At 66.8% G+C, this 22,475-nt stretch carries 18 protein-coding genes and 1 pseudogene; 11 read left to right on the top strand and 8 right to left on the bottom strand.

Annotated elements, in window-relative coordinates:
* The 3 genes from VIP82_RS22895 to purL all read right to left on the bottom strand — a co-directional run.
* Positions 1-658: hypothetical protein (locus tag VIP82_RS22895; protein WP_331912919.1), on the bottom strand; the 658-nt coding region annotated here is incomplete at its 3' end.
* A gap of 147 nt (positions 659-805) precedes the next feature.
* Entirely contained in the window at positions 806-943 is a 138-nt protein-coding gene (locus VIP82_RS22890; RefSeq protein ID WP_331912917.1) for a hypothetical protein, read from the bottom strand.
* Positions 944-1,060: 117 nt separating this feature from the next.
* Positions 1,061-3,394: a phosphoribosylformylglycinamidine synthase subunit PurL gene (gene purL / locus VIP82_RS22885; protein WP_331912915.1), complete on the bottom strand. Its 2,334-nt coding sequence runs from the start codon at positions 3,392-3,394 to the stop codon at positions 1,061-1,063.
* Positions 3,395-3,496: 102 nt separating this feature from the next.
* Here purL and VIP82_RS22880 point away from each other — a divergent pair, with 102 nt between their 5' ends.
* The 3 genes from VIP82_RS22880 to VIP82_RS22870 are packed head-to-tail and all read left to right on the top strand — an operon-like array spanning position 3,497 to position 5,780.
* A complete protein-coding gene (locus tag VIP82_RS22880; protein ID WP_331912913.1) occupies positions 3,497-3,898 on the top strand; it encodes an ArsR/SmtB family transcription factor in 402 nt (133 codons plus the stop codon).
* A 1-nt stretch (position 3,899) separates the two neighbouring features.
* The gene (locus tag VIP82_RS22875; protein WP_331912911.1) at positions 3,900-4,880 is read left to right on the top strand and encodes an SRPBCC family protein; all 981 of its coding nucleotides are present in this window, start codon (positions 3,900-3,902) and stop codon (positions 4,878-4,880) included.
* Between the two features lie 21 nt (positions 4,881-4,901).
* Complete coding sequence (locus tag VIP82_RS22870) at positions 4,902-5,780, top strand: alpha/beta fold hydrolase (RefSeq protein WP_331912909.1); 879 nt, start codon at positions 4,902-4,904, stop codon at positions 5,778-5,780.
* A gap of 78 nt (positions 5,781-5,858) precedes the next feature.
* Here VIP82_RS22870 and VIP82_RS22865 read toward each other — a convergent pair whose 3' ends face one another.
* Positions 5,859-6,977, bottom strand: coding sequence for a fatty acid desaturase family protein (locus VIP82_RS22865; RefSeq protein WP_331912923.1), 1,119 nt, complete (start codon positions 6,975-6,977; stop codon positions 5,859-5,861).
* A gap of 196 nt (positions 6,978-7,173) precedes the next feature.
* On the opposite strand from VIP82_RS22865, the gene VIP82_RS22860 reads away from it, so the two are divergent.
* Complete coding sequence (locus VIP82_RS22860) at positions 7,174-7,566, top strand: TerC family protein (protein WP_331912907.1); 393 nt, start codon at positions 7,174-7,176, stop codon at positions 7,564-7,566.
* A 35-nt stretch (positions 7,567-7,601) separates the two neighbouring features.
* On the opposite strand, the pseudogene VIP82_RS22855 reads toward VIP82_RS22860, so the two are convergent.
* Positions 7,602-8,627, bottom strand: a pseudogene (locus tag VIP82_RS22855) (IS110 family RNA-guided transposase); the annotation flags it as partial.
* A gap of 384 nt (positions 8,628-9,011) precedes the next feature.
* On the opposite strand from VIP82_RS22855, the gene VIP82_RS22850 reads away from it, so the two are divergent.
* Positions 9,012-9,356: a hypothetical protein gene (locus VIP82_RS22850; protein WP_331912905.1), complete on the top strand. Its 345-nt coding sequence runs from the start codon at positions 9,012-9,014 to the stop codon at positions 9,354-9,356.
* Here VIP82_RS22850 and VIP82_RS22845 read toward each other — a convergent pair.
* Both VIP82_RS22845 and VIP82_RS22840 read right to left on the bottom strand, forming a co-directional pair.
* The gene (locus tag VIP82_RS22845) at positions 9,353-9,928 is read right to left on the bottom strand and encodes a recombinase family protein (protein WP_331912903.1); all 576 of its coding nucleotides are present in this window, start codon (positions 9,926-9,928) and stop codon (positions 9,353-9,355) included. The two genes, VIP82_RS22850 and VIP82_RS22845, sit on opposite strands and share 4 nt — an antisense overlap.
* Positions 9,925-10,941, bottom strand: a complete 1,017-nt coding sequence (locus VIP82_RS22840; protein ID WP_331912901.1) for a zeta toxin family protein — start codon at positions 10,939-10,941, stop codon at positions 9,925-9,927. The genes VIP82_RS22845 and VIP82_RS22840 overlap by 4 nt, the downstream gene beginning before the upstream one ends.
* An 841-nt stretch (positions 10,942-11,782) precedes the next feature.
* On the opposite strand from VIP82_RS22840, the gene VIP82_RS22835 reads away from it, so the two are divergent.
* The 6 genes from VIP82_RS22835 (at position 11,783) to VIP82_RS22810 (ending at position 17,678) form a co-directional block, all read left to right on the top strand.
* Entirely contained in the window at positions 11,783-12,787 is a 1,005-nt protein-coding gene (locus VIP82_RS22835; RefSeq protein WP_331912899.1) for an SIS domain-containing protein, read from the top strand.
* A gap of 17 nt (positions 12,788-12,804) precedes the next feature.
* Positions 12,805-14,088, top strand: a complete 1,284-nt coding sequence (locus VIP82_RS22830) for an ABC transporter substrate-binding protein (RefSeq protein WP_331912897.1) — start codon at positions 12,805-12,807, stop codon at positions 14,086-14,088.
* Between the two features lie 106 nt (positions 14,089-14,194).
* A complete protein-coding gene (locus tag VIP82_RS22825; RefSeq protein WP_331912895.1) occupies positions 14,195-15,073 on the top strand; it encodes a carbohydrate ABC transporter permease in 879 nt (292 codons plus the stop codon).
* A gap of 1 nt (position 15,074) precedes the next feature.
* Positions 15,075-16,028 (top strand): carbohydrate ABC transporter permease, encoded by a 954-nt coding sequence (locus VIP82_RS22820; protein WP_331912894.1) that lies wholly within the window; start codon positions 15,075-15,077, stop codon positions 16,026-16,028.
* Between the two features lie 4 nt (positions 16,029-16,032).
* The gene (locus VIP82_RS22815; protein ID WP_331912892.1) at positions 16,033-16,944 is read left to right on the top strand and encodes a PfkB family carbohydrate kinase; all 912 of its coding nucleotides are present in this window, start codon (positions 16,033-16,035) and stop codon (positions 16,942-16,944) included.
* Between the two features lie 29 nt (positions 16,945-16,973).
* Complete coding sequence (locus tag VIP82_RS22810; protein ID WP_331912890.1) at positions 16,974-17,678, top strand: GntR family transcriptional regulator; 705 nt, start codon at positions 16,974-16,976, stop codon at positions 17,676-17,678.
* 435 nt (positions 17,679-18,113) lie between these two features.
* Here the strand turns inward: VIP82_RS22810 and VIP82_RS22805 are convergent, their stop codons facing one another.
* A complete protein-coding gene (locus VIP82_RS22805; protein ID WP_331912888.1) occupies positions 18,114-22,178 on the bottom strand; it encodes a helix-turn-helix domain-containing protein in 4,065 nt (1,354 codons plus the stop codon).
* Positions 22,179-22,475 lie beyond the last annotated feature (297 nt).

Genomic DNA, 22,475 nt, shown 5'->3' with positions numbered 1-22,475 from the left:
CGGCTCCGGCGACCCCGGCCTGGCGCTCGGCCTCGTCGAACGTGGACTCGAGATGACGCACCGCCGCGCGGTACTCGAGGTACTGCTCGGGCGTCGCGCGCTCCCGCAGCGTCGGGCGCTGGGCGAGCGCCTCGCGCTGCGCGCGCAGGAACGCGAGGGTGGCGGGATGCCGCACGTCGGTCATCTGCGGATACGCGAGCGCCTTGTCGACGTCCGTCTCGTACGCGAGCCACCGCGTGTTGATCGCGTCATGTGCGGCGTACAGGCGGTCGATGGGCAGGGGATCGCGCGCCGTCGCGGCCCGGTACTGGGCGTAGCCCGCCTTCACGCGGGACCGGCTCGCCCGCAGTGCGAGCGAGGCCGTCTTCTCGGCCTGCTTGGCGGCCAGCAGCTCACGGCGCGCATCGCCCGTCTGGAAGGCGGGGGCACCTGTGCGGGATTTCGCGGTCATCATGTCGGCGCTCGCGGTGCGCACGCGCGCCTTCGCCGCGACGAGCTCGCGGTAGGCGAGGGATTCCTCCTGGCGCGCGGCATCGAGCTCGAGCCTTCGGGCTCGGCGGCTGCGTGTCGTCAGGCCGGCATAGGTCGCCGCTCCGGCGCCGGCGGCGGCCGGAGCGATCCACCACCAACTCGCCATGATCAGGAGGATCGGCTCCACGGTGCCATGGTAATCGCGATATAGCGCGGTTGTCGCCGGGAATCTCCTGACACCCGCGCCGGCACCGCAGAACCGCGCGGGATCGCGGGCAGAGGCTGCGGCACCCGTGAGGCCCTGCGAAGTCCGTGCGGGGCGACCCGGGACGGGTCAGCCGAAGAGGAGCGCGAAGACCGTGGCGCCGCCGCCGACGAGGATGAGGGCGACGATCGTCACCCACGCGATGATCTTGACGCGCCGCTGCCGGGTGTCGTTGAAACCGCTGTACTCGTCCTCTTCCGGCGCCATGCGTCCCATCCTAGGGTGACGCCGGGCGCACACCACGTCGGCGCATCCGCGCGAGACCGGCTCGTGTGCTGAGCCGGGATCGTGCGTATGAGCCGATCACCGGAGTTCGCGTCGGAGTCAGGCGGTGTGCTCGGTGATGATCGGGCCGAAGGCGTCGGGAAGAGTCGACGTCGACAGCCGGCGCAGCTCGGCGAGCGGCAGCGTGAACAGCCCCTGCACCTCGAGCGCCGGCTCGTCGCCGTCCGCGGCGGCGTCGGTCACGCCGATGCGCAGCACCGGGTAGCCCCGACCGTCGCACAGCCCGCGGAACTTCACGTCGTCCTCACGCGGCACCGTCACGATGACGCGGCCCGTCGACTCCGAGAACAGCGCGGTCGCGGCATCCACTCCGTCCCGCTCCTGGATCTCGTTCAGCCACACCCGCGCGCCGACGCCGAAACGCATGACGGCTTCCGCGAGCGTCTGCGCGAGCCCGCCCGACGACAGGTCGTGCGCCGACGAGACGAGCGACTGCTGACCGGCCGCGTGCAGCAGCTCGGCGAGCTTCTTCTCCTGGCCGAGGTCGACCGCCGGCGGGCGACCGCCCAGGTGCCCGTGGATCGTGCCGGCCCACTGCGAGCCCGAGAGCTCGGTCGAGGTGACGCCGAGGAGGTAGATGTTCTCGCCCGCGTCCTGCCAGCCCGACGGGATGCGGCGCGCGACGTCGTCGATGATCCCGAGCACGCCCACGACGGGCGTCGGGAAGATCGGCTGGTCGCCGGTCTGGTTGTAGAACGAGACGTTGCCGCCGGTGACGGGGACGCCGAGCTCGAGGCATCCGTCCGACAGGCCGTCCACGGCCTGCGAGAACTGCCACATGACCTCGGGGTTCTCGGGCGAGCCGAAGTTGAGGCAGTCGGTGACCGCCGTCGGCACGGCGCCGCTGACGGCGACGTTGCGATACGCCTCGGCGAGGGCGAGCTTCGCGCCCTGGTACGGGTCGAGCTGGCAGTAGCGGCCGTTGCAGTCGGTGGCGATCGCGAAGCCGAGGCCCGAGTTCTCGTCGACGCGGATCATGCCGGCGTCGTCGGGGAACGAGAGCGCCGTGTTGCCCATGACGTAGTAGTCGTACTGGTTCGTCACCCACGACGTGTCGGCGAGGTTGGGGCTCGCCACGAGCCGCGTGAACTGGTCGCGAAGCGTCTCGGCGTCGGTCGGACGGGGGAGAGCGGATGCCGAGTCGTCGCGCAGCGCGTCGATCCAGGTGGGGTACGCCACGGGGCGCTCGTACACGGGGCCGTCGACGGCGACCGTCGAGGGGTCCACGTTCACGATCTCCTCGCCGTGCCAGAAGATCTGCAGGCGTCCGTCGCCGGTGACCTCGCCGAGCACAGAGGTCTCGACGTCCCACTTGCCGACGACCTCGAGGAAGGCGTCGAGCTTCTCGGGCGCGACGATCGCCATCATGCGTTCCTGGCTCTCGCTCATGAGGATCTCCTCCGGCGTGAGAGAGGGGTCGCGCAGCAGCACGTTCTCGAGGTCGACGCGCATGCCCGAACCGCCGTTGGCGGCGAGCTCCGAGGTGGCGCACGAGATGCCGGCGGCACCGAGGTCCTGAATGGCCTCGACGAGCTCGTCGCGGTAGAGCTCGAGGCAGCACTCGATGAGCACCTTCTCGGCGAAGGGGTCGCCGACCTGCACCGCGGGGCGCTTGGTCGGACCGCCGTCGGCGAACGTGTCGGAGGCGAGGATGGATGCCCCGCCGATGCCGTCGCCGCCGGTGCGGGCGCCGAAGAGGACGACCTTGTTGCCGGCCCCGGTGGCGTTGGCGAGCTTGAGGTCTTCGTGGCGCAGCACGCCGACCGCCAGCGCGTTGACGAGCGGGTTGCCCTGGTAGACCGCGTCGAACACGGTCTCGCCGCCGATGTTGGGCAGGCCCAGGCAGTTGCCGTAGAACGAGATGCCGGAGACGACGCCGTGCACGACGCGCGCGGTGTCGGGGTTGTCGACGGCGCCGAATCGCAGCTGGTCCATCACCGCGACCGGACGAGCGCCCATCGAGATGATGTCGCGGACGATGCCGCCGACGCCGGTGGCGGCGCCCTGGAACGGCTCGATGTAGCTCGGGTGGTTGTGCGACTCGACCTTGAAGGTCACCGCCCAGCCCTCGCCAATGTCGACGACACCGGCGTTCTGGCCCATGCCGACCATGAGCCGTTCCTTCATCTCGTCCGAGACCTTCTCGCCGAACTTGCGGAGGTAGATCTTCGAGGACTTGTAGGAGCAGTGCTCCGACCACATCACGGAGTACATCGCCAGCTCGCCCGACGTGGGGCGGCGGCCGAGGATCTCGCGGATGCGGTCGTACTCATCGGGCTTGAGACCGAGCGCCGCGTACGGCTGCTCCTTCTCCGGCGTGGCGGTGGCGTTCTCGACGGTATCGGCGACAGCGGTCGAAGAGGGGGTGGTCACGCGGCTCAGCTCCAGAAATTTCGGGGGATGCCGGACCCGTCCAGTCTATTCGGCGTGAGAGGGGGTTGACGGCGACCTCGACCAGTCGTAACCTACAACCAAATGGTTGTAGGAATTGAGCTCAGCGATGATGACATCGACCGCGTGTTCCACGCACTCGCCACGTCCACGCGGCGCGACATCCTGCGCCGCACGATCGAGGGCGAGCTCTCGGTCTCGGCGCTGGCGCACGACTACGACATGTCGTTCGCCGCGGTGCAGAAGCACGTCGCCGTGCTCGAGGCCGCGGGCCTCATCATCAAGCGCGCCGAGGGCCGCGAGCGTCTCGTCCGAGCGGATCCCACGATGATCGCCCGGGCACGGGCGCTCCTCGCCCGCTACGAGGAGATGTGGCGGTCGCGCATCGACCGGCTCGACGCGCTGCTGGCCGCACCGGCCACAGCCCCTGAATCACCCGCCGATGACCCCGACAGCACCGACAAGACCGACACGCAAGGAGTATGAGATGCCCGTCACCGATGTCACCACCGACCCCGAAGCGCTCACCATGACGCTCACGGCGGAGTTCGCCGCGCCCGTCGAGCGGGTCTGGGACGCGTTCACCGACCCGCGCCAGCTCGAGCGCTTCTGGGGACCTCCCGGCTGGCCCGCCACCTTCACCTCGTTCGACTTCGCGCCCGGCGGCCGCGCGGTGTACCACATGACCAGTCCGCGCGGCGAGAAGTCGTATGGCTCGTGGGAGTTCCTCTCCGTGGCCGAGCCGCGCTCGTTCGAGGTGCTCGACGCCTTCGCCGACGAGAACGGCACGCCGAACACCGACCTCCCCGTCTCGCGCATGGTGTTCAACTTCGACGGCACCGCGCAGGGGTCGCAGCTGCGCAACGTCACGTACTTCACCTCAGCCGAGGCTCTGGAGCAGGTCGTCGGCATGGGGATGATCGAGGGCGCCACGATGGCGGTCAACCAGCTCGACCGCGTGCTCGAAGGCTTGCGGGCGTACGCCGCCGGCAAGGGCACCCAGACCGAGATCCTCGACGACACCCACGTCCGGATCACGCGGCTCATCGAGGGGCCGATCGATCTCGTCTGGCGCGCGCACCAGGAGCCCGAGCTTCTCGAGAAGTGGATGCTCGGACCGGACGGCTGGCGGATGTCGGTATGCGAGGTCGACCCGAACGTCGGCGGTCGCTACCGCTACCAGTGGGAGCCCGTGGAGGGCGGCGAGGGCGAGGCCTTCGGGTTCGACGGCGAGACGCTGCTGTCGGAGGCGCCGCGCCGCGCGGTCACCACCGAGCACATGACCGGCACGGAGTACCCGTCGACGCTCAACGACCTCAACCTGTACGAGGAGGACGGCGCGACCCTCATCACGCTGCTGATCGAGTACCCCGACAAGGAGACGCGCGACATCGTGCTCGCCACCGGTATGACCGACGGCATGGAGGCCAGCTACAGCCGCCTCGAGGGCGTGCTCGCCGGGGTCTGACCTCGGCGCGCGGAGCATGACATGACCCAGAACACCACCGAACGCACCGTCGTCACCCACGTCGTGGGCGCGGGTGACGACGCGATCACCTACGACGTGCACGGAGACCTCGCCACGGCGAGCGTCGAGACGCCGGCGCTCTTCCTCTTCGCCGCCCCCATGGATGCGACCGGTCTCGAGATGCTCGCCGGGCATTTCGCAGATCGCCCGGTCGTGACCTACGACCCGCGCGGAGCCGGGCGCAACCCTGTCGGCACCGGCGACATCAGCGTCGAGCGGCACGCGGACGATCTGCATCGCGTCATCGCGGCGCTCGGCGTCGGCCCGGTGGACGCGTTCGGCACGAGCGGCGGAGCGGTGAATCTGCTGGGCCTGCTCGCCGCCCACCCGGAGGACGTTCGCGTCGCGGTGGTGCACGAGCCGCCGCTCGCGGCGGACCTGCCCGACCGTGAGGGGGTGCTCGCGGTGATCGCCGACATGAAGCGCACCTACGCCGCGCAGGGCGACGGGGCGGCGATGGCCAAGTTCATCCCGTTCGTGATGCTCGACGGGCCGGTGCCCGACGACTACCTCGAGCAGCCGGCGCCGGACCCGGCCCTGTTCGGGATGTCGGCCGTCGACGACGGCACGCGGACGAACCCGCTGCTGCGGAACATGCCGGCGATCATCGAGTACCGGGTCGACGCGGAAGCCCTGCGCGGCCTCGGTGACCGACTCGTCATCGCGGTGGGCGTCGAGTCGGGCGACACACTCCCCGCGCGCGGCGCCCGCGCGGTCGCGGCGGCGCTCGACGTGGAGGTGACCGAATTCCCCAGCCACCACGCCGGCTTCACGGATCAGCCGGGGTTCCCCGGCGACCCGGCGGGCTTCGCCGCCCGCCTGCGCGAGATGCTCGACTGATCGGCCCTCGCGCGGCGACCACACTGAAGCGGGGGACGGATGCCGCAGCATCCGTCCCCCGCTTTCGTGCGTGTCTGCTCAGGCGCCGCGGAACCGGTTCACCATGGGGCAGTCGAACGGGTCGCGGGCCGAGAGGCCGACGCGGTTGAGGTACTCGATGACGATGCCGTACGACCGCAGGAGCGTCGTCTCGGTGTAGGGCACGCCGCGCGTGCGGCACTGCTCCATGACGATCTCGCGGGTCTTGGAGAGGTACGGCCGCGCCATGCTCGGGAAGAGGTGGTGCTCGACCTGGTAGTTGAGGCCGCCCATGAGGGCGGTCGCCCACCAGCCGCCGCGGATGTTGCGCGAGGTGCGCACCTGCTTCGAGAAGAAGTCGAGCTTCGCGTCGGCCGCGATGATCGGCATCCCCTTGTGGTTCGGTGCGAACGAGGCGCCCATGTAGACGCCGAAGACGGCCAGCTGCACGCCGAGGAAGGCGAACGCCATGCCGATCGGCAGGAACAGGAAGAGCGGGGTCAGGTACAGCGAGAAGCGCAGCGCGATCAGCGAGAGCTCGATCCAGCGGCCCTTCACCTCGCCGCGCGAGAAGAGGTGCTTGAGGCCCAGCGCGTGAAGGTTCAAGCCCTCGAGCGTCAGCAGCGGGAAGAAGAGCCATCCCTGCTTGCGGGTGATCAGCGCGCCGAGACGGCCCACCTTCGCGGCATCCTCTTCGAGGAACCGGATGGTGTCGACCTCGATGTCGGGGTCCTTGCCCACGCGGTTCGGGTTGGCGTGGTGGCGATTGTGCTTGTTGTTCCACCACGAGAGGCTGATGCCCACGACGCCCGCGGCGAGGAACCGCCCGAGACGGTCGTTCGACGGTCCCGACACCAGGATCTGCCGGTGCGCGGCCTCGTGGGCGAGGAAGGCGACCTGCGTGAAGATGATGCCGAGCGCGGCGGCGATGAGCAGCTGGTACCAGGTGTCGCCGAGCAGGATGAAGCCCGTGATCGCGCCGCCGAGGGCGAGCAGGATCGCGCCGCCGACGATCGCGTAGAACCAGCGCGCACGCTGCAGCAGGCCGGTCTCGCGAACGACCTGGGAGACCTCGGTGTACGCCCGTGCGACGGGCGGGAAGGTCTCGGTGCCGGCATAGGTCTGTCGGACCGGGCCCAGACGGGCAGCCTCAGGTGCGACAACAGTGATGGTGGCGATGATCGCACCTGCTCTGGTCGGATGCCGACCGCCGGGTCGACGCGGAGCCACAGGCGGATGCCGATCGCTAGGGCCCACACTACGCAGGTGCATATGGCCGCGGGGGAATAGGGTGACGATCCCCAGCATGTTCGGGGGCCATCCCCAGGAGCGCCGTCTCAGCGGCCCTGTGGACACGGCCGCATACGATAGCCGCGTGGACTTCTCCTTCGCTTTCACGCCCGATCTGATCGCCGTGTTCCTGACGCTGTTCGTCCTCGAGGTGGTGCTCGGCGTCGACAACGTCATCTTCATCTCGATCCTCGCGTCCAAGCTGCCGAAGGAGCAGCAGGCCAAGGCCCGCAACCTCGGCCTGACGCTGGCGATGGTGATCCGCGTGATCCTGGTGCTCTTCGCCGGTTGGATCATCACGCTCAAGGAAGAGATCTTCGTGCTGTGGGGGCTCGGGTTCTCGTGGAAGGATCTCATCCTCATCGCGGGTGGCCTCTTCCTGGTCTATAAGGCCGTGACCGAGATCCACCACAAACTCGAGGGTGCGGAAGAGGAGCACGGCGGCACCGGACGCAAGGCCGTGACCCCGCCCGCATGATCGCTGATTGTCGGAGCGAGGGAGAAGATTGAGGTGAGCTCGCGGTGGATCTGACGTGCGATGTAGCGCTTGAGGATACGGCGGATCTCGGCATCCGATTTCCCTTCCACGAGACGTCGTTTCGCATATGCGCGGGTCTCGGCGTGTGTGGCGAGGCGGGATTTCGCGACCACGTCGAGTGCCCGGTTCAGCTGGCGATCTCCTTGCCGGTTCAGGCGATAGCGGATGGTGTTGCCGCTGGAGGCGGGGATCGGCGCGGCGCCGGCGAGGCTGGCAAACACCGCCTCGGAGCGGATACGGCCCGGGTGTGACCAGGCGGTGAGGAACACCGCGGCTGTGATCGGGCCGACGCCCCAGCGCTCGAGCAGCCCTGGCGCCAGCGCTGCGTCCAGCTCCTGAAGCTGGTCACGGTTGTGTCGCAGCGCAGCGGTGAGTTGCAGACTGTCCCGCGCCAGCCGGGTCGCCTCAACGCGGGCATAATGCAATTCGATGTCGTCGGTCGGTCGAGCTCGCCACCCGGCGATAACGCTGATCTGACGTGCCGTGAGCGGCCTTCGAGCGTCGATGCCGAGGTCGATCGAGCGCAGCAGCGCGGTCAGTGCGTTGCGGTCCGCGGTGCGGCGAGTGTCCATGCTGCGTCTCGACATCAACAGCACCCGCAGCGCCGAACGCATCTTCCCCTCGCGGGGCACGATCAGCAGGCCGACTTCTTGTGCGAGCGCGGTCCGCGCCGCCGCTTCCGCATCGATAGCGTCGGACTTGCCGCGCGTGCGCTCCGCGCGCTTAGGCGGATGCACCTCTGTCAGTGCAATCCCCGCGGTCCGCAGCGCAGCGACGAGCGTCGCGCCGTAAGTGTTCGTGCCCTCGATCGCGGCGAGCACCTCGCCCTGTCCATTGCGGGTCATCCAGGCGATCGCTCTGCGGATTCCCGGCGGCGACGTCGGGAAAGTGGCCTCCCCGATCACTCGGCCGGTGATCGCGTCAATGGTCACGTACGTGTGGGTACGGGCGTGGGTGTCGACGCCAACCACCCGTGCATACTGCTCTGCCACGACAGGCATCTTGTCCTCCTCAATCTCCGACAGACAACACCGGCCGCGGAGTCGTTGCAGGGCAGACCTCTAACGAGCCACACCACTAAGGCGGGCAACCTTCTATCAAGCCACTGGAACGGGCAAGCCGGCACCGGCCCCAGAGCGGACAAGTCGGAGCTAAGTCACCACGCACGCACGGCGGACAGGTCGCAGGCAAGCCACCGCAATCGAGCGCAGGGCAGTTATTCCAAGAGTCACACCGACGGGGCCGGCACCAGCCTGTCAGCTACGCCACAGGCCAGCCACCACTCATTAGAGGTATTCCACGACCCGGCACGCCACGGGCTCCGGTCGCACACGACGCCACTTGCCAGGAAAGGCACCACCAAAGTCGAGAAACGAGGAACCGATATGAACACGACAACGACGTCCACCCTTACGGGCCCCGGGTCGGCCATTCCGGACAGCATCGTCGCGTGGGACCGGCTCGAGGAGACCATCGACCGGCTCGCCGACATCATCGACGAACGGCTCACCAGTCACGACGAACAGTTGGTCTGCAGCCTGCAGTTCCCGGAAGCGGAAGCTCTCGCCGAAGTCCTCGATGCCGGCAGGCACACCCGCACGGCGGCACGGCTGATGCACCGGTGGGCGCTGACCGAACCTGACTGGGAAGACGACCACGCGCACGGAGCCCTCATCCGCGTCTGGCTCACCATCGACCGCCACCCGCAACTGCCGGGCCTGGAACCCTAACCCGGACTATCGGTGCCACGGGGGAGTGAGGCGAGCGCGCGCTGCACTGAGTTCGCGCTCACCCCCAGCACTCGGGCGATGTGCGTGACCGGCCGGCCCAGGTTGCGCAGCTCGAGCGCCATCGCCACTCGGTCCGGCGTCATCACCGTTGGCCTTCCCGGGCGCTTGCCGGCGGCTGCCGCCGACGCCATCCCTGCCCGGGTCCGCACACTCAGCAGCCGATGCCGCAGCGCCTCCAGCGCCCTCAGCACCTCCACCGGATCCACGCGCCCCCCGGTGCACAATGCCGGCTCGCTCAGCGATCGAAATCCGACACCACGCTCACCCAGATAGCTGACCGTAGTCACGAAATGCGTCAGCGCATGCGACAGATGCGAGGCGCTCAACACCACCAACACGTCATCCGGGTGCAGCGCCTCCAGACACTCCGCCAACCCGGGCCGCTGCCGCGGATCAGCGTCCGCGTCGTCGGTGAAGACCTGCTCGGCGCCGGCGTCGGTCAGCGCGGCAACATCGGCGGCCACATCCTGGTCAGACGCAACGGCGCGAGTGTACCCGACGACACGCGTCACCGGGACACGCCTCCACGCTCCGGACCACCCGGAACCACCACCGGCGCCGCGATATCGACCGGGCCCACCGCCGGGATGAGGTCCTTGCGAAGCGCCACCAAGGCGGCGACGGTCTTCTGCTCCATCGCGGTCGCGAATGGGCCTCCCGCCGGCACGTGCAGCTCCGGGATTACCTCCCGCAACGACGTCTCATGCAGATCCACGAGCAACTCCGTCACCGCCGCGGGAAGCTGCCGACGCGTCGCGGCGAAATCGGTGACGTGGTGCAACTCGCTCAACCACTGCGTCGCATCGAACCGCCCCATTCGCGCCGACTGCGCCTCCGCCAGCGCCGCGCCCGCGCCCGCGTACGCCGCCGACCCTGCGGACCGGTCAGCATCAAAGACCACACGTCCAGCGCGATCGATCACCGTCAACCGGTTCGTCCACGCCGATTCCTCCACCGACGCGATCAGGCTCCGTGTCGCAGCGAATCCCTCATCGTGTGCATCCCGGCTGACCACCGCGACCGCATCACCGGCCTGCACCTTCCGGAGGTACTCCGACGTGACCGACAGCAGGCTCTCTGCCCGCCTGGAGCCCACCACGACGAGCCGGGTGGTGAAGCCCTCCGCGGCGAACCGCTCCGCTGTGCCAGCGACCGCCGCCACGTTTGTAAACGTCCCCTCCAGCACGAGCGAGCGGCGCTGTTCCCGCGCGTGCCGGATGCACGCGCTCACCCACCCCGCCGCTGCCTGCGCGATTGACGCCGCAGACTCAGGATCCGCGCTCGCGGATGGGTGCAGAGTGCCCGGATGGAACGCACGAAGATCCTCACCCGTCAGTACTGCGACCTCCGATCCTGCGTCGCGGACGAGGCGCCAGGACACGCGTGAGCGTCCCGCCCCGGGCTGGCCAGCGACGAGCACCAGCCTCGGGGTCGGGTCCGACTCCGTTTCGGGGAAGTACAGCGGCAGAATGTCGCGACGCAGGATCCGTTCGCGCGCATCGCCATCCAGATGGGCCGGCTTCACGAGAGGGGACCTTCGAGCTCACGAGTCCGTTGGTCGATGCGGGCGGCGACAGCTGCGACGGCCGCGCGATCGTACGCGTCGACAGCAAGCACCTCGCGGCGCAACCGTGCCAGCTCCCGCCGTGCGTCGGCGTCGGAGTCGCCCGATTCCCCTGACTGTGCCGCCGCAGACAGGAGCGCCATGGCCCGCGCCGCAGCCTCACGCATTAGGTCGTACCTGACAACATCATTCACTCGCCACGGCGAGGTCCCTCCGGGCATCGACCCTCCTCATTAGGGCCCATCGTATCCAGTACCCAAAAAGGTTGTACGAAACTTTTGGGCGGCCGATGTTAGGCCGGAGCAACGGGTGCGATCGCGATCTCCGCGGTGGCGAGTTCGCCGCGCAATTCCAACGCCGGCTGCGACACTCCGAACTGACCATGCCCGGCGTAGCGCCCCGGAGATCGAGATGCCCCGATTCACCAGGTGAATCGGGTCCGGCTTGACAACGCTCGGTGGATCAGCCGCGGACGTTCACGCAGCCCTCGTTCTGGCACACCCCCCGGCGGCGGGGCTGAGCCGTGTCTAGCCGTGGTGGAGCTTCGGTACGCGTTGGCAGGGCGCGAACACCAGGGGCCAACCCTACGCAAACCCCGCGCCACAACAGGCGCGGGCGGTGCAGGGAGGAGTCGCTCGTCCCGCGTGGCGATGTCCAGTCCGGTAAAAGACGGGGTCGTCATTCGATCGGCGCGGGCGCCGCAGTCACCAAGCCGTCGCGGTGAACGGATAAGAAGACATCTTGCAGTGTCCTATAACGTCCTATAACGTATGCATACGTTCTATAACGAGAAAGGGACATTGTGAGTTCTACTGTCGTCTCCACCGCTTCTTCCGTCATCGAGGAGCAGCTCGCCGCCGTGCGCGAAGCCATCGCCTCGCGCACGGCTCTGTCGCGCGTGGTCCTCACCGCCTGCGGCGGCTCGTACGCGGTCATGCTGCCCGGCGAGTACTTCCTCGGCACGTCCGCGGCAGTCCTGGAAGCTGTCGCGCTGAATGCTGCCGAGTTCACTTCGCGGGGGTCGTCGCGGGTGGACGCACAGACCGTGGTGATCCTGTGCTCCCACTCGGGTACGACGCCCGAGACTGTCGCGGCTGCACAGCACGCCCGCGAGAGGGGTGCGCTCACGGTGGCCTTCACTCATGAGCTCGATTCGCCGCTGGCGCAGGCGTCCGAGTATGTCATCGGTTATCAGCACGGTGCCGAGAAGAGCGAATCGTATGTGGCACCAGTGCTGCTCCTCCGTTTGATCGCCCGCATTCTGGACGACCGGGAGGGCGCGTCGTTCGTCGAGGCGATCGACGCGGTGGCCGCTTCACTGCCGAACCTGGTGCCGGCCGCGCGGGCTGCGCACACCGAGGCCGCGGACCGCTGGGCGTTCGCGTCGCGTCGTGAGCCGCTCATCTACACGATGGCCGCCGGCTCGAACTACGGCACGGCGTACTCGTTCGCGATCTGCCTCCTGCAGGAGATGCAGTGGGTGCACTCCGCAGCGATCCACTCGGGCGAGTACTTCCACGGTCCGTTCGAGATCACCGATGTGGACGTGCCGTTCATCGCGCTCCTCGGGCTGGACGAGACTCGCCCGGTCGAGCAGCGCGCTGTCGATTTCCTGACGAAGCACTCCGATAAGGCGCTCGTCATCGACGCTGCGGAGTTCGGCCTCGACGGGATCGACGACTCGGTCCGCGGCATCGCCGCGCACCTCCTCTTCAACCCGGTGCTGCGCACGTACGCCGACGCGCTCGCCGACCACCGTGGACACCCGCTGAGCGTGCGTCGCTACATGTGGCGCATGGATTACTGAATCGAAAGGAAACGCACATGCGTACACGTGCACGGATCGCCGCCGCCGCTGTCGGCATCACCGCACTCGTTCTGCCGATGGCCGCCTGCGCCAGCGGAAACGCTGAGGCGTCGGGAGACACCGTCGAGATCGACTTCTTCCACCGCTGGCCGAACGAGCCGAAGAACGCGTACTTCGCCGAACTCGTGGAGGAGTTCGAGGCGGAGAATCCCGACATCAAGGTCAACGTCGAGAGCGTCCTGAACGACGCGTACAAGGACAAGGTCAAGGTCGTCGCGGGCTCTGACAACGCCCCGGACGTCATGTTCTCGTGGAGCGGGTCGTTCCTCAACGAGTTGGTCGAAGGCGGGGCCGTGATGGATCTCGGCCCGTGGCTGGACGAGAACACCGAGGTCCGCGACAGCTTCTTCGAGAGTCAGCTGGAACCGATGAGCATCGACGGCGTGCAGTACGGGCTTCCGCTCGGTATGCACTCCAAGCTGTTCTTCTACAACGCCGACCTGTTCAACGAACTCGGCCTCGAAGTGCCGACCACATGGGACGAGTTCCTCGATGTGCTCGGTGAGATCAAGCATGCCGGGATGACGCCGATCGAGTACGGCGCCGCCGACCAGTGGACCATCGCGCACTATGTCGGCACGCTCAACCAGCGCGTGCTCGATCCGGCGGTGTTCCAGGCGGACCAGGATCCGGCGGCGGGTGAGTTCACGGATCCGGGCTATGTCGACGCGCTGGAGCGCTTCCAGGAGCTCTCGGCGTACATGAACGAGGACATGACGGCCGTCACGCACGAGGTCGCCCGCAATGCCTGGATCGCGGGCGAGGCCCCGATCATGTACATGCAGAGCGCAGAGGTCGGCTACTTCGGCGATGCGCAGTTCGAGTACGGCACGTTCAACTTTCCGTCGGTCGACGGCGGCAAGGGGGATGCGGGTCAGCTCACCGGCGCCCCGGAGGGCTTCGTGATCTCCGAGACGACGCAGCACCCGGAAGAGGCGCAGCGATTCCTCGAGTTCGTCGTGAACAAGCAGAACGGCATCCGGTACACGGAAGACACCGGTGAGCTGAGCGCGGTGCAGGGTGCCGTCGAAGAGGCCGACGTCGCTCCCATCACCAAGGAGCTCGCGCAGGGCATCGTCGATGCGACGGCGATGACGACCTGGCTCGACAACGCCTACGATCCGCAGATCGTGCAGGCGTACCTCACCGAGACGCAGCTCATGCTCAACGGCCAGCAGACACCCGAGGGTGTCATGAAGGCCGTTCAGGATGCCGCGGCGCGAGTGCGCGCGGAATCCTGACCCGCGTGCGGAGCCGCCGCGCCACCTGTGCCTGGCGGCGGCTCCGCACATCCCGGCTCACCGATGCGCCGGCATCCGTCGCATCTCACGAATGAGAGGAAGGCGCATGAAGACTCGCGCCCGTACCTTCAACGTTCTCTATGTCGCGCCCGCTCTCGCGATCATCGGGCTCTTCGTCTACTACCCGCTCGCTGCCAACGTCGGGTTCAGTTTCTTCCGGTTGTCGGCCGGGTCGGGTGACATGCAGTTCGTCGGGTTCGAGAACTTCACCCGGCTGTTCACCGATCCGGTGATCGCGACCGCCCTGAGCAACAACACGCTGTACGCCGTCGTTTCGATCATGTTCCAGGTGATCGGAGGTCTCGTCGTCGCCGCCTGGCTCACGCGTCTGCTGGGGCCGCGGATGGGGGCATTCCTGCGGAGCGTCTACTTCATCCCCGCCGTCATCTCGATGACGGTCATCGCGCTGCTGTTCACCTTCGTGTTCGACGCGCGCGGCGGCCTGCTGAACGCCTTCCTCGAGCTCATCGGCCTCGGTGGACTGCAGACCGCGTGGCTCGCCAATGTCGATACGGCGATGGGCGCGGTCATCAGCGTCTCGCAGTGGCAGAGCATCGGCTACGTATGCATGCTGTACGTCGTCGCGCTGCAGCAGATCCCGGTCGAACTCTACGAAGCGGCATCCCTCGACGGTGCCGGGCGCGTCCGCCAGTTCTGGCACGTCACCGTCCCGCAGGCGAAGGAGATGATCTTCGTCGCCATGATCCTGACCGTGTCGGGCTCGTTCACCGTCTTCAACGAGCCCTACATCCTCACGCGCGGCGGCCCCGGCAACACCACTCAGGTGCTCGCGACCTACATGTACAACCAGGGCTTCTTTCAGAACCAGATGGGCTACGCCTCGGCGATCGCGACGCTGATCTTCGTGATCACGCTCGTGCTCTCGGTGATCCAGCTGGTCTCGTTCCGCACGGGAAAGGACTGACATGTCGACTTCGAATGTGCGCGACGCCTCCTACGCGGTGCTCGACGACTCGGCCAGCACGGCGCCGCTCGACACCGTCGCGATCACGACGCCGAAGCCCCGGCGAGAGCGTGCCCGCCGGCGCCGCCGTGTCAATCGCTGGACCGCCTGGAACATCCCGGTCTACGCCGTGCTCGCCGCCTATGCGATCGCCATCGCCTATCCGCTGTTCTGGATGGTCATCTCATCGTTCAAGGCGTCGACCGACATTTATGCCGATCCCTGGGGGCTGCCAAGCACCTGGCTGGTCGGCAACTACGCCGCCGCGTGGGAGCGGGGGATCTCGGAGTACTTCCTAAACTCGCTCATCGTCACCATTCTGTCGACGGCCATCACCGTGCTTGTCGCAGCGCTGTGCGCCTACGGCATGGTGCGCCTGGCGAACCGCTTCGCGGACATCGTCCTCGTGATCATGCTCGGCGGGCTGGTCGTCGCGCCGCAGGTGAGTCTCATCCCGCTCTACCGGCTGCTCGACTCGCTCGGACTGCTCAACACGTACTGGGCGATGATCCTCCCGTACGTCGCGTTCCGTCTGCCGATGGCCGTCATCCTCATCCGTTCCGTGTTCCTCGCGGTGCCGACGGAACTGGTGGATGCCGCGACCATCGACGGATGCCGGTCGCCACAGGTACTGCGGCACGTCTACTTCCCGCTGAGCCGGTCCGTCCTCATCACCGCAGCCGTACTGACGGCGTACTTCGCATGGAACGAGTTCCTGTTCGCGATCGTCTACGTCGACGCAGACGCCGTCCGCACGATCCCCGCCGGTCTCATGGCGTTCCGCGACGCGCTCTCCACCGACTGGGGTGTGCTCCTCGCCGGACTCGTCGTCGCGGCGCTCCCCATCGTCATCGTCTTCCTGCTCCTGCAACGCTATTTCGTCGCCGGCGTCGCCGCCGGCAGCGTGAAAGGCTGATCACGTGTACACGCCGGCAGAGCTTCGCGACCGACTGGCTTCCGTTCCCGCACCGTCCGTCGTCGGCATCGGCGACGACGTGCTCGACTGCTACCTGCACGAAGACCTGGCATACCCGGGCGGCAACGCGCTGAACGTCGCGGTCTACAGCCGCCTGTTCTTCGGGGCGGACGCAGGCTTCGTGGGCATCGTCGGCGACGACCGCTTCGCGACGCACCTGTTGAACGTGCTCGACGAGCTTCACATCGACCACGAGCGCGCTCGTCGAGCTCACGGCGCGAACGGCATGGCCTTCGTGTCGCTCGACGAGGAAGGAGACCGCCGCTTCGTCGGCTCCAACTACGGAGGCGTCCAGCATGGTCTCCGACTGCGCCTCACCGAGCAGGACTTCGCCTACCTGCAGGGATACGACCGGGTGCACACCTCCGTGTACTCGGCCATCGAGCCCGAGCTCGCGGCGCTCACCGAACGGGGCATCAGGGTGTCGTTCGACTTCTCGGACGACGCGCCCGCCGGGCTCCTCGCTCGGATCGGGACGCACATCGACGTCGGCTTCTTCTCGGGAGGGGACCTGACGGAGTCCGAGATCGACGACCTCGGGCGTACAGCGCTCGCGACCGGCGTCGGCGCCGCGGTCGTCACCCGCGGGTCCCGCGGTGCGTGCGCGTACACCGACGACGCCCGGGCCGTCGCCGCGGTCGTTCCCGTCGACGCGGTCGATGCGCTAGGAGCAGGAGACGCCTTCATATCGGGCTTCCTTGCTGCGCGCGCCACCGGGAATGACATCGACGGGTGCCTCGAGATCGCTGCGACGGCGGGTGCTCTAGCCTGCACGTACCGTGGCGCGTTCGGATACCCTGTCGAGGCAGGCGACGATGCGCGTGCCCAGTTGATTCGCCGATACCAGCCCGTCTAGAGAGGCGACCGATGGCCCAGCCTGTTGCGATGTCGCTGCACGAGCAAGTGCGCAACACGCTGCTGTTCGAGATCGAGACCGGGGTCTTCTCGGGAGACGGCAAGCTGCCCACCGAACCCGAATTGTGCGAACGGTTCGGCGTGAGCCGCATCACCGTCCGTCGCGCAGTCGCCGATCTCGAAGAGATGGGCATGGTCACCCGGCGCCAGGGACGCGGCACATTCGTGGCCGCAGAACGCCCGTCGCTCGGCACGATGGCGATGGGCGGCTTCTCCGATCAGCTCAGCACTGAGGGTCCAACCTCCCGTCGCATCGTCGAGGCCGCGACGGCTCCCGCGGATGAGACCATCGCGCAGCGACTCGGAGTGCGGAAAGGGTCGCCCGTCTTCCGGCTGGTCCGCGTGTTCCTGTTGGACGATGTTCCGCTGTCGCTCGACGACAGTTCCTACTCGCTCGAGCGGTATCCAGGCCTCGACACCATGATCGACGCCGCGACGTCGACCTACCGGGTGCTCCGCGAAACCTACGGAGTTCGCTTCCATGAGGTCGAACGTCGCATCGGCGTCAGCTTCACAACCGAAGAAACGGCACTCCTGCTCGACCGCCCGGAGCACGACGCCCTGGTCAAGATCGACAAGGTCGCCCGTGACCGCGAGGAAACCGTCATTCATGTCTCCACCGTCGAAGTCGTGCCATCGCGTCTCGAACTCCGCATGACCGCGCGCGAGGAATAACGCGTCGGCGTAGACCTGCGCGTGCCGAAGATGAGGCGCCGGCCATCGCGGTCAGAGCCGCTGACCGACCGGTCACGTCAATGGATCCGGGTTCAAGGCTCAGCCTCCGGTTTTGTACGCCGGCAGAGGCAAGAGTATGGGCGCCCCCGGTGCGATGGCCCAGGCTGGCCGTATGAGATCTTGGGCATCCCGCACTAGCACGCGCGCATGCCCGATCCCGATCCACATCCGGGTGCAGGCCCGTTCAGGATCCTCAAGCGGGCAATGCGCGTGAGCGGAACGCGATGTGCGGCTCGCAAGCGGGATAGCGAGGCCCATGGCACGGTGCGCCGAGGCCGCTTGATGTCACCTCCGGGAGAGCAGGCTGCATGTGTGAAAGCTCGGCTGACGTCGGAGTGACGATGGCTTGTGGGTCCGGCACCCGGCCGGTCTACGTCACCAGCGACGTGGGCTCCGGAGGCTCGCATCGTCCTGGCGCTCAGACGCGATTCGAGCGGTCGCACGAGCTGCAACCTCGTCGTAGAACCGGCGCACCGCTGAAGTCGAGTCAAACTGAATTGCGAGGCGCTCTGCGCCGGTCCTGAGTGCGACATCCTCCGGATCGTCCGTGCCGATGGCCCGCGAGTGACTTCCGTACTCGGCCGAGCCGTGGAGGCCCAGGATCACATCACGCTCGAGCGATTCTGGCAGCGCTGATGCGGCCTCAATCGCTCGGGCAACGAAGCTCGGAGCTCGGAGAACGAAGTCACGAGGCGCGCCGTTCAGGACAGCTCGTACCAAACCGACGCGATCCGGTTGCTGCGTCTGGATCAGAGAGAGCAGTAGGGCCAGCACGTCCTCCTCGTATCCGACGAACATTCGCTGAAGGACGTCGAGGCCATCGTGCCCTCGACGGTGCGGGGCATCTTCGAGGAGCCAGTCGATGTGGTTCCGAATCAATCCCGGTAGGTCAGGGCTCACTCGGAAACTGAATGGCATCGATTCGAGGTACGGCAATGCGTCGTAGTCGTCGGGTCCATCATTCTGCCGATCAATCCGGCGTTGCAGGAAGGCAAGCGCCGCATACGGATCGATTGCAATCTGCCGTGTCATCAACTCACCGAAGTCATAAGCGTCGAGACTGGGCGTCTGCGCGAAGCGATCCATGAAGAGTGCGCGCTCATCTGCGGATAGGGAGGCCCATGGAACTGTGGTGCTTCCGGTGAGGACGCTCGCAGCGGCCTCGGCAACCGCCGAGTTTGTTTCGATCGGAGCTGCGTGCAAGATTGCCAGCACGACTTCGGGGTCCAGCTCCTCGCGCCAGCGAGCGGTCGCAAGCAGCGATGAGTAGACGGCGGGGTGCCTCGTTGTCAGCAGTGCGTCCACAACGCGGGTCTGGCCGAGGGTAAGTGGGCCTATAGCGCCCCCCACGGCTGAGGCAACCATCGCAGAGGACTGCTCGCCTTGCGCGATCTTGTCCATCGCGATTGACAAGAGGTCCGGGTAGTCCGAAGCGAAGCAAACGACGAGGGCCGCTTCGACGATGCAATCGTCCGCAGGACTGGCTGGAGTGCGCGGCGTGAGCGCGGCGCGAGTGAGATCGGGATTCGACAGGAATAAGAGCTGGAGCAACCGCTGCGGCGGGGTGAATCGCTCTCTTTCAATCAGCGCATCGTCCATCGCATCGCGAAGTCGGGTGAGGATCTGCTCCGGCGAAAGGGCTGTGTTCCATCGGCGGGACAGATCCTGTATCGCCTCCTCGAGCTGCGCGGCGGACCGATGGTAACGGGTTACGGCGGGCGACTCGGTTCCCTCGCCGCCCCCTTCATCGGTCTGGGCCTCATCCTCGTAGTCCTCATCCGTATGGAAGCCACCGCGCGTCACGCGTGCGAGCAGAAGGTCATCGTCCGCAGCCAGTTTCCTGCGTGCGGCGCGTGCGGCCGACCGCCGAGCGCCTTCGCCGTAGGTGGCATGCCAGCCGAGCGCGCGATAGGCCGCAAGCCGAAGGCCGGCGGGACGCGACGCATCCGACAGCACCGAACCCAATCCGGCCACGACGGTCGTGAACTCCTCCGTCACATCATCAGAGCGGTGGTTCGACATCAAGCCCTTCTCAAGCACTTCCGTCGCTGCGTACGCCGACCTATCGTTGCGCTCGAGTGCGTTGATCGCGATGGTGATTGCGGCCGATCGCACATCGGAAACGACGTCAAGGTCAATGTCGTGCCGAGCGATGGATAGATTCCATCCGCGAGATTCCGTCATGACGACGTCGTGCGCCATGACCTGGCCCAGGAGCGAAACGAGTTGACTGGCGCGCGGCTTTAGTTCCGGTTCGGCGAGCAGTTCGGCGACCGTATCGACATAGATGCGGTTGAAGCGCACTGTGCGGCGGGGGTGAAACTGACCCAACTCGCGAAGCAACCTCATCGCGTGCTCCGGGTTCTGGTTCTCGCTCCGCGTATCGGGACCACCGATTTCGACGAGCATCCTCATCGACCGCGGAAGGTGGTCGACGTCACTTCCCGCATTTGCGATCAGGGGTGCTAGCGCGCGCGCGACTTCGGTGGTGGTGAATGCACGCGGAGGTCCCCATATCCCACTGAAGGGATCCTCTTCGTCAGGGGCGGGATTTGCGAGCAGCAGATCAGCCAGATCCAAGGCGCGTCCGGGGTAGATGGCGGCCACTGAAGCAACTCTCTTCGCAAGGGAAATGCGCGCAGAGTTGGGGAGCGTGAGGGCGTGTTCAGCCAGCGCCGACCAGAGTGTGTCGGCCAACTCAGACGGCCCCTGCGCGCGTCGTTGCCAATCGATCACGCTTACATTTCGAAGTGCATGCGAAAGGGCGAGACCTCGCGCCTCGTCGGCGAGTCGAATCGCGAAGCGCTTGTCGAGGCCCGACCTCGATACAAGCGCCCGCTCCAAGATCGCGTCGCCCAGGAGGTCGGGGACGACCCGAACAGTCTGACCTCGTCGCAGAACCAGACCGAGGTCATCGAGTTCATCTACGACGTCCAGAACCCTCGCCTCATCGATGTTGCTCACACTGGCGATGACGTCGAGGAACTCCGGGTCCTTGAGGTTCGCCGGTTGAACGGCTGCAATGGCCTGCAGTACGGCGATGCGTGCATCCGCGTTCGAGCCGCGGATCACGATGTCGGTGAACCGCGTGAGGATTTGCTGGCGCAGTTCGTTCTGCGTCACGAGGTCTTTGTCTGTCAGAACCCCCTCCCGGATCAGGTGCGCGCCGAGGACGATCATGAATGGGCAGTCGTAGCCAACGCGTGCTAGGCCTTCGACTCGAGTATCGGAGGCGAGTTCGCCGAGTGCCTCGCGAGCGAGAGACTCGGCCGCATCGATCGAAAGGTCATCGAGTGTGATTGAGACTTTCGCGGCCTCAGGTTCCGAGAGTTCAAGTGCGGCATGAAGTTGAGGGGTTGCGCGAGGTCGCGTCGACATCACCAAGGTGGCGTCCGGCCGAATACGCCGTATCCCGAGTTCCAGAGCGCGTACGTCGAATTCAAGATCCATAGCGTCGTCGATCACGACGACTGGCGCGCCCTCCGGCAGAGCCTCGTAGCCTTCAGGAGCGATAGAACCGCGCGATGCGAATACCACAGCCCTTCCGATGTCGCTGCGCGCGAAGGCACGCAGGAGACGCGACTTACCTATCCCGCCGCGACCGATCAAGATGATCCGTTCCTCGAGTGCCGCACTGAGGTCAATGAGTCGGTGGAGTTCGTTCTCACGGCCGACTAGTTCGAAGTCGCGATCAACACCAAGACGCCCGGCGAGCGCAGAGTCGTACTCATCAGGTGTCAACCACGGACTGGGCTCGCGAACGCCGAGGAACGGCTCCCGCATTCCGCGGAAATACGTGTCGACGAGGGCAAGAGCGTCCCGACGAGGCAGCTGTCGGACGAGCGCGGACAGGTCCTCACCGTCCCACAGTCTCCAACCTGGGTGATCCTGCATCTCCAATCGTGCCGCTGGTGTCGCGGTCTTGCGACTCAATGCGATGACGCCGGATGTGATCTTCGCTTCCGTAGTGACTTCAGCAACCGCCGCACGGATGTCCTCCGGGCCGAACGTCTTGTGGCGCTTGCATTGGACACCGATCCGCTCGCCCCCGCCGTCGATGAAAACATCCACGCCGAACTGCTTGTGTCCCGTGGATCCGTTACGGGTCGCGCTCCGGTCGGGATACGTACGAGCGCTCAAGTCCCGGATGAATGCTTCGAACGCCTCATCAGAGAGATTCTCAAAGGGAAGGGTCAGCACTAGATTGTGGGTCGCCTTCGCAGGATCCACTTCATAACTGCCTGCCGCGGTCGCCTCATCGAGAGAGAGGCCGAGGACGGAACAGAGGGCGGGGAGCTGAGATTGTCGAGGTCGAGAGCGCCCGCGCTCCCACGCGCTCACTGTCTGCTGGCCCACTCCCATTGCACGAGCGAGTTCTGCTTGGTCGAGCCCCGCGGCCGCCCGGGAAACCCGGATCAGCGTGCCGAGAAGTGACGTCATGCGTCCATTCTACACGGGGTAAAGACGTATGGTTAAAAGCGCACGTCACAAACACGTGTATCTGGGCGGAGTCGAGATTGTGCCCATTGGGCGGTGCTCGCGGACTCGGCGCATCGCGGCCGTCGAAATGGCGCGCGCGGCCGACACAGTTGTCAGCAGCTCGTGGGGCTATCCGCATGCGCCGCGCGCGGCCGACACAGTTGTCAGCAGCTATCCGCATGCGCCGCGCGCAGGAGGGTCCCCCTGCGTGCGGTGACGCACCCCCGCGCTGAGGGGCGGCCGACGCGCGCGACCCAC

It is taken from the genome of Microbacterium sp., from assembly GCF_036566905.1.
Lineage (GTDB): Bacteria > Actinomycetota > Actinomycetes > Actinomycetales > Microbacteriaceae > Microbacterium.
Note: the sequence above shows the minus strand (reverse complement) of the source record. Positions and strands in the feature narration are given on the sequence as shown.

Excerpts from the sequence above, each read along its gene's own strand:
- VIP82_RS22820 (WP_331912894.1), top strand. The coding sequence starts at position 15,075 with ATGTCGACTTCGAATGTGCGCGACGCCTCCTACGCGGTGCTCGACGAC.
- VIP82_RS22830 (WP_331912897.1), top strand. The coding sequence starts at position 12,805 with ATGCGTACACGTGCACGGATCGCCGCCGCCGCTGTCGGCATCACCGCA.
- VIP82_RS22810 (WP_331912890.1), top strand. The coding sequence starts at position 16,974 with ATGTCGCTGCACGAGCAAGTGCGCAACACGCTGCTGTTCGAGATCGAG.
- VIP82_RS22890 (WP_331912917.1), bottom strand. The coding sequence starts at position 943 with ATGGCGCCGGAAGAGGACGAGTACAGCGGTTTCAACGACACCCGGCAG.
- VIP82_RS22850 (WP_331912905.1), top strand. The coding sequence starts at position 9,012 with ATGAACACGACAACGACGTCCACCCTTACGGGCCCCGGGTCGGCCATT.
- VIP82_RS22870 (WP_331912909.1), top strand. The coding sequence starts at position 4,902 with ATGACCCAGAACACCACCGAACGCACCGTCGTCACCCACGTCGTGGGC.
- VIP82_RS22880 (WP_331912913.1), top strand. The coding sequence starts at position 3,497 with ATGGTTGTAGGAATTGAGCTCAGCGATGATGACATCGACCGCGTGTTC.
- VIP82_RS22825 (WP_331912895.1), top strand. The coding sequence starts at position 14,195 with ATGAAGACTCGCGCCCGTACCTTCAACGTTCTCTATGTCGCGCCCGCT.
- VIP82_RS22805 (WP_331912888.1), bottom strand. The coding sequence starts at position 22,178 with ATGACGTCACTTCTCGGCACGCTGATCCGGGTTTCCCGGGCGGCCGCG.
- VIP82_RS22875 (WP_331912911.1), top strand. The coding sequence starts at position 3,900 with ATGCCCGTCACCGATGTCACCACCGACCCCGAAGCGCTCACCATGACG.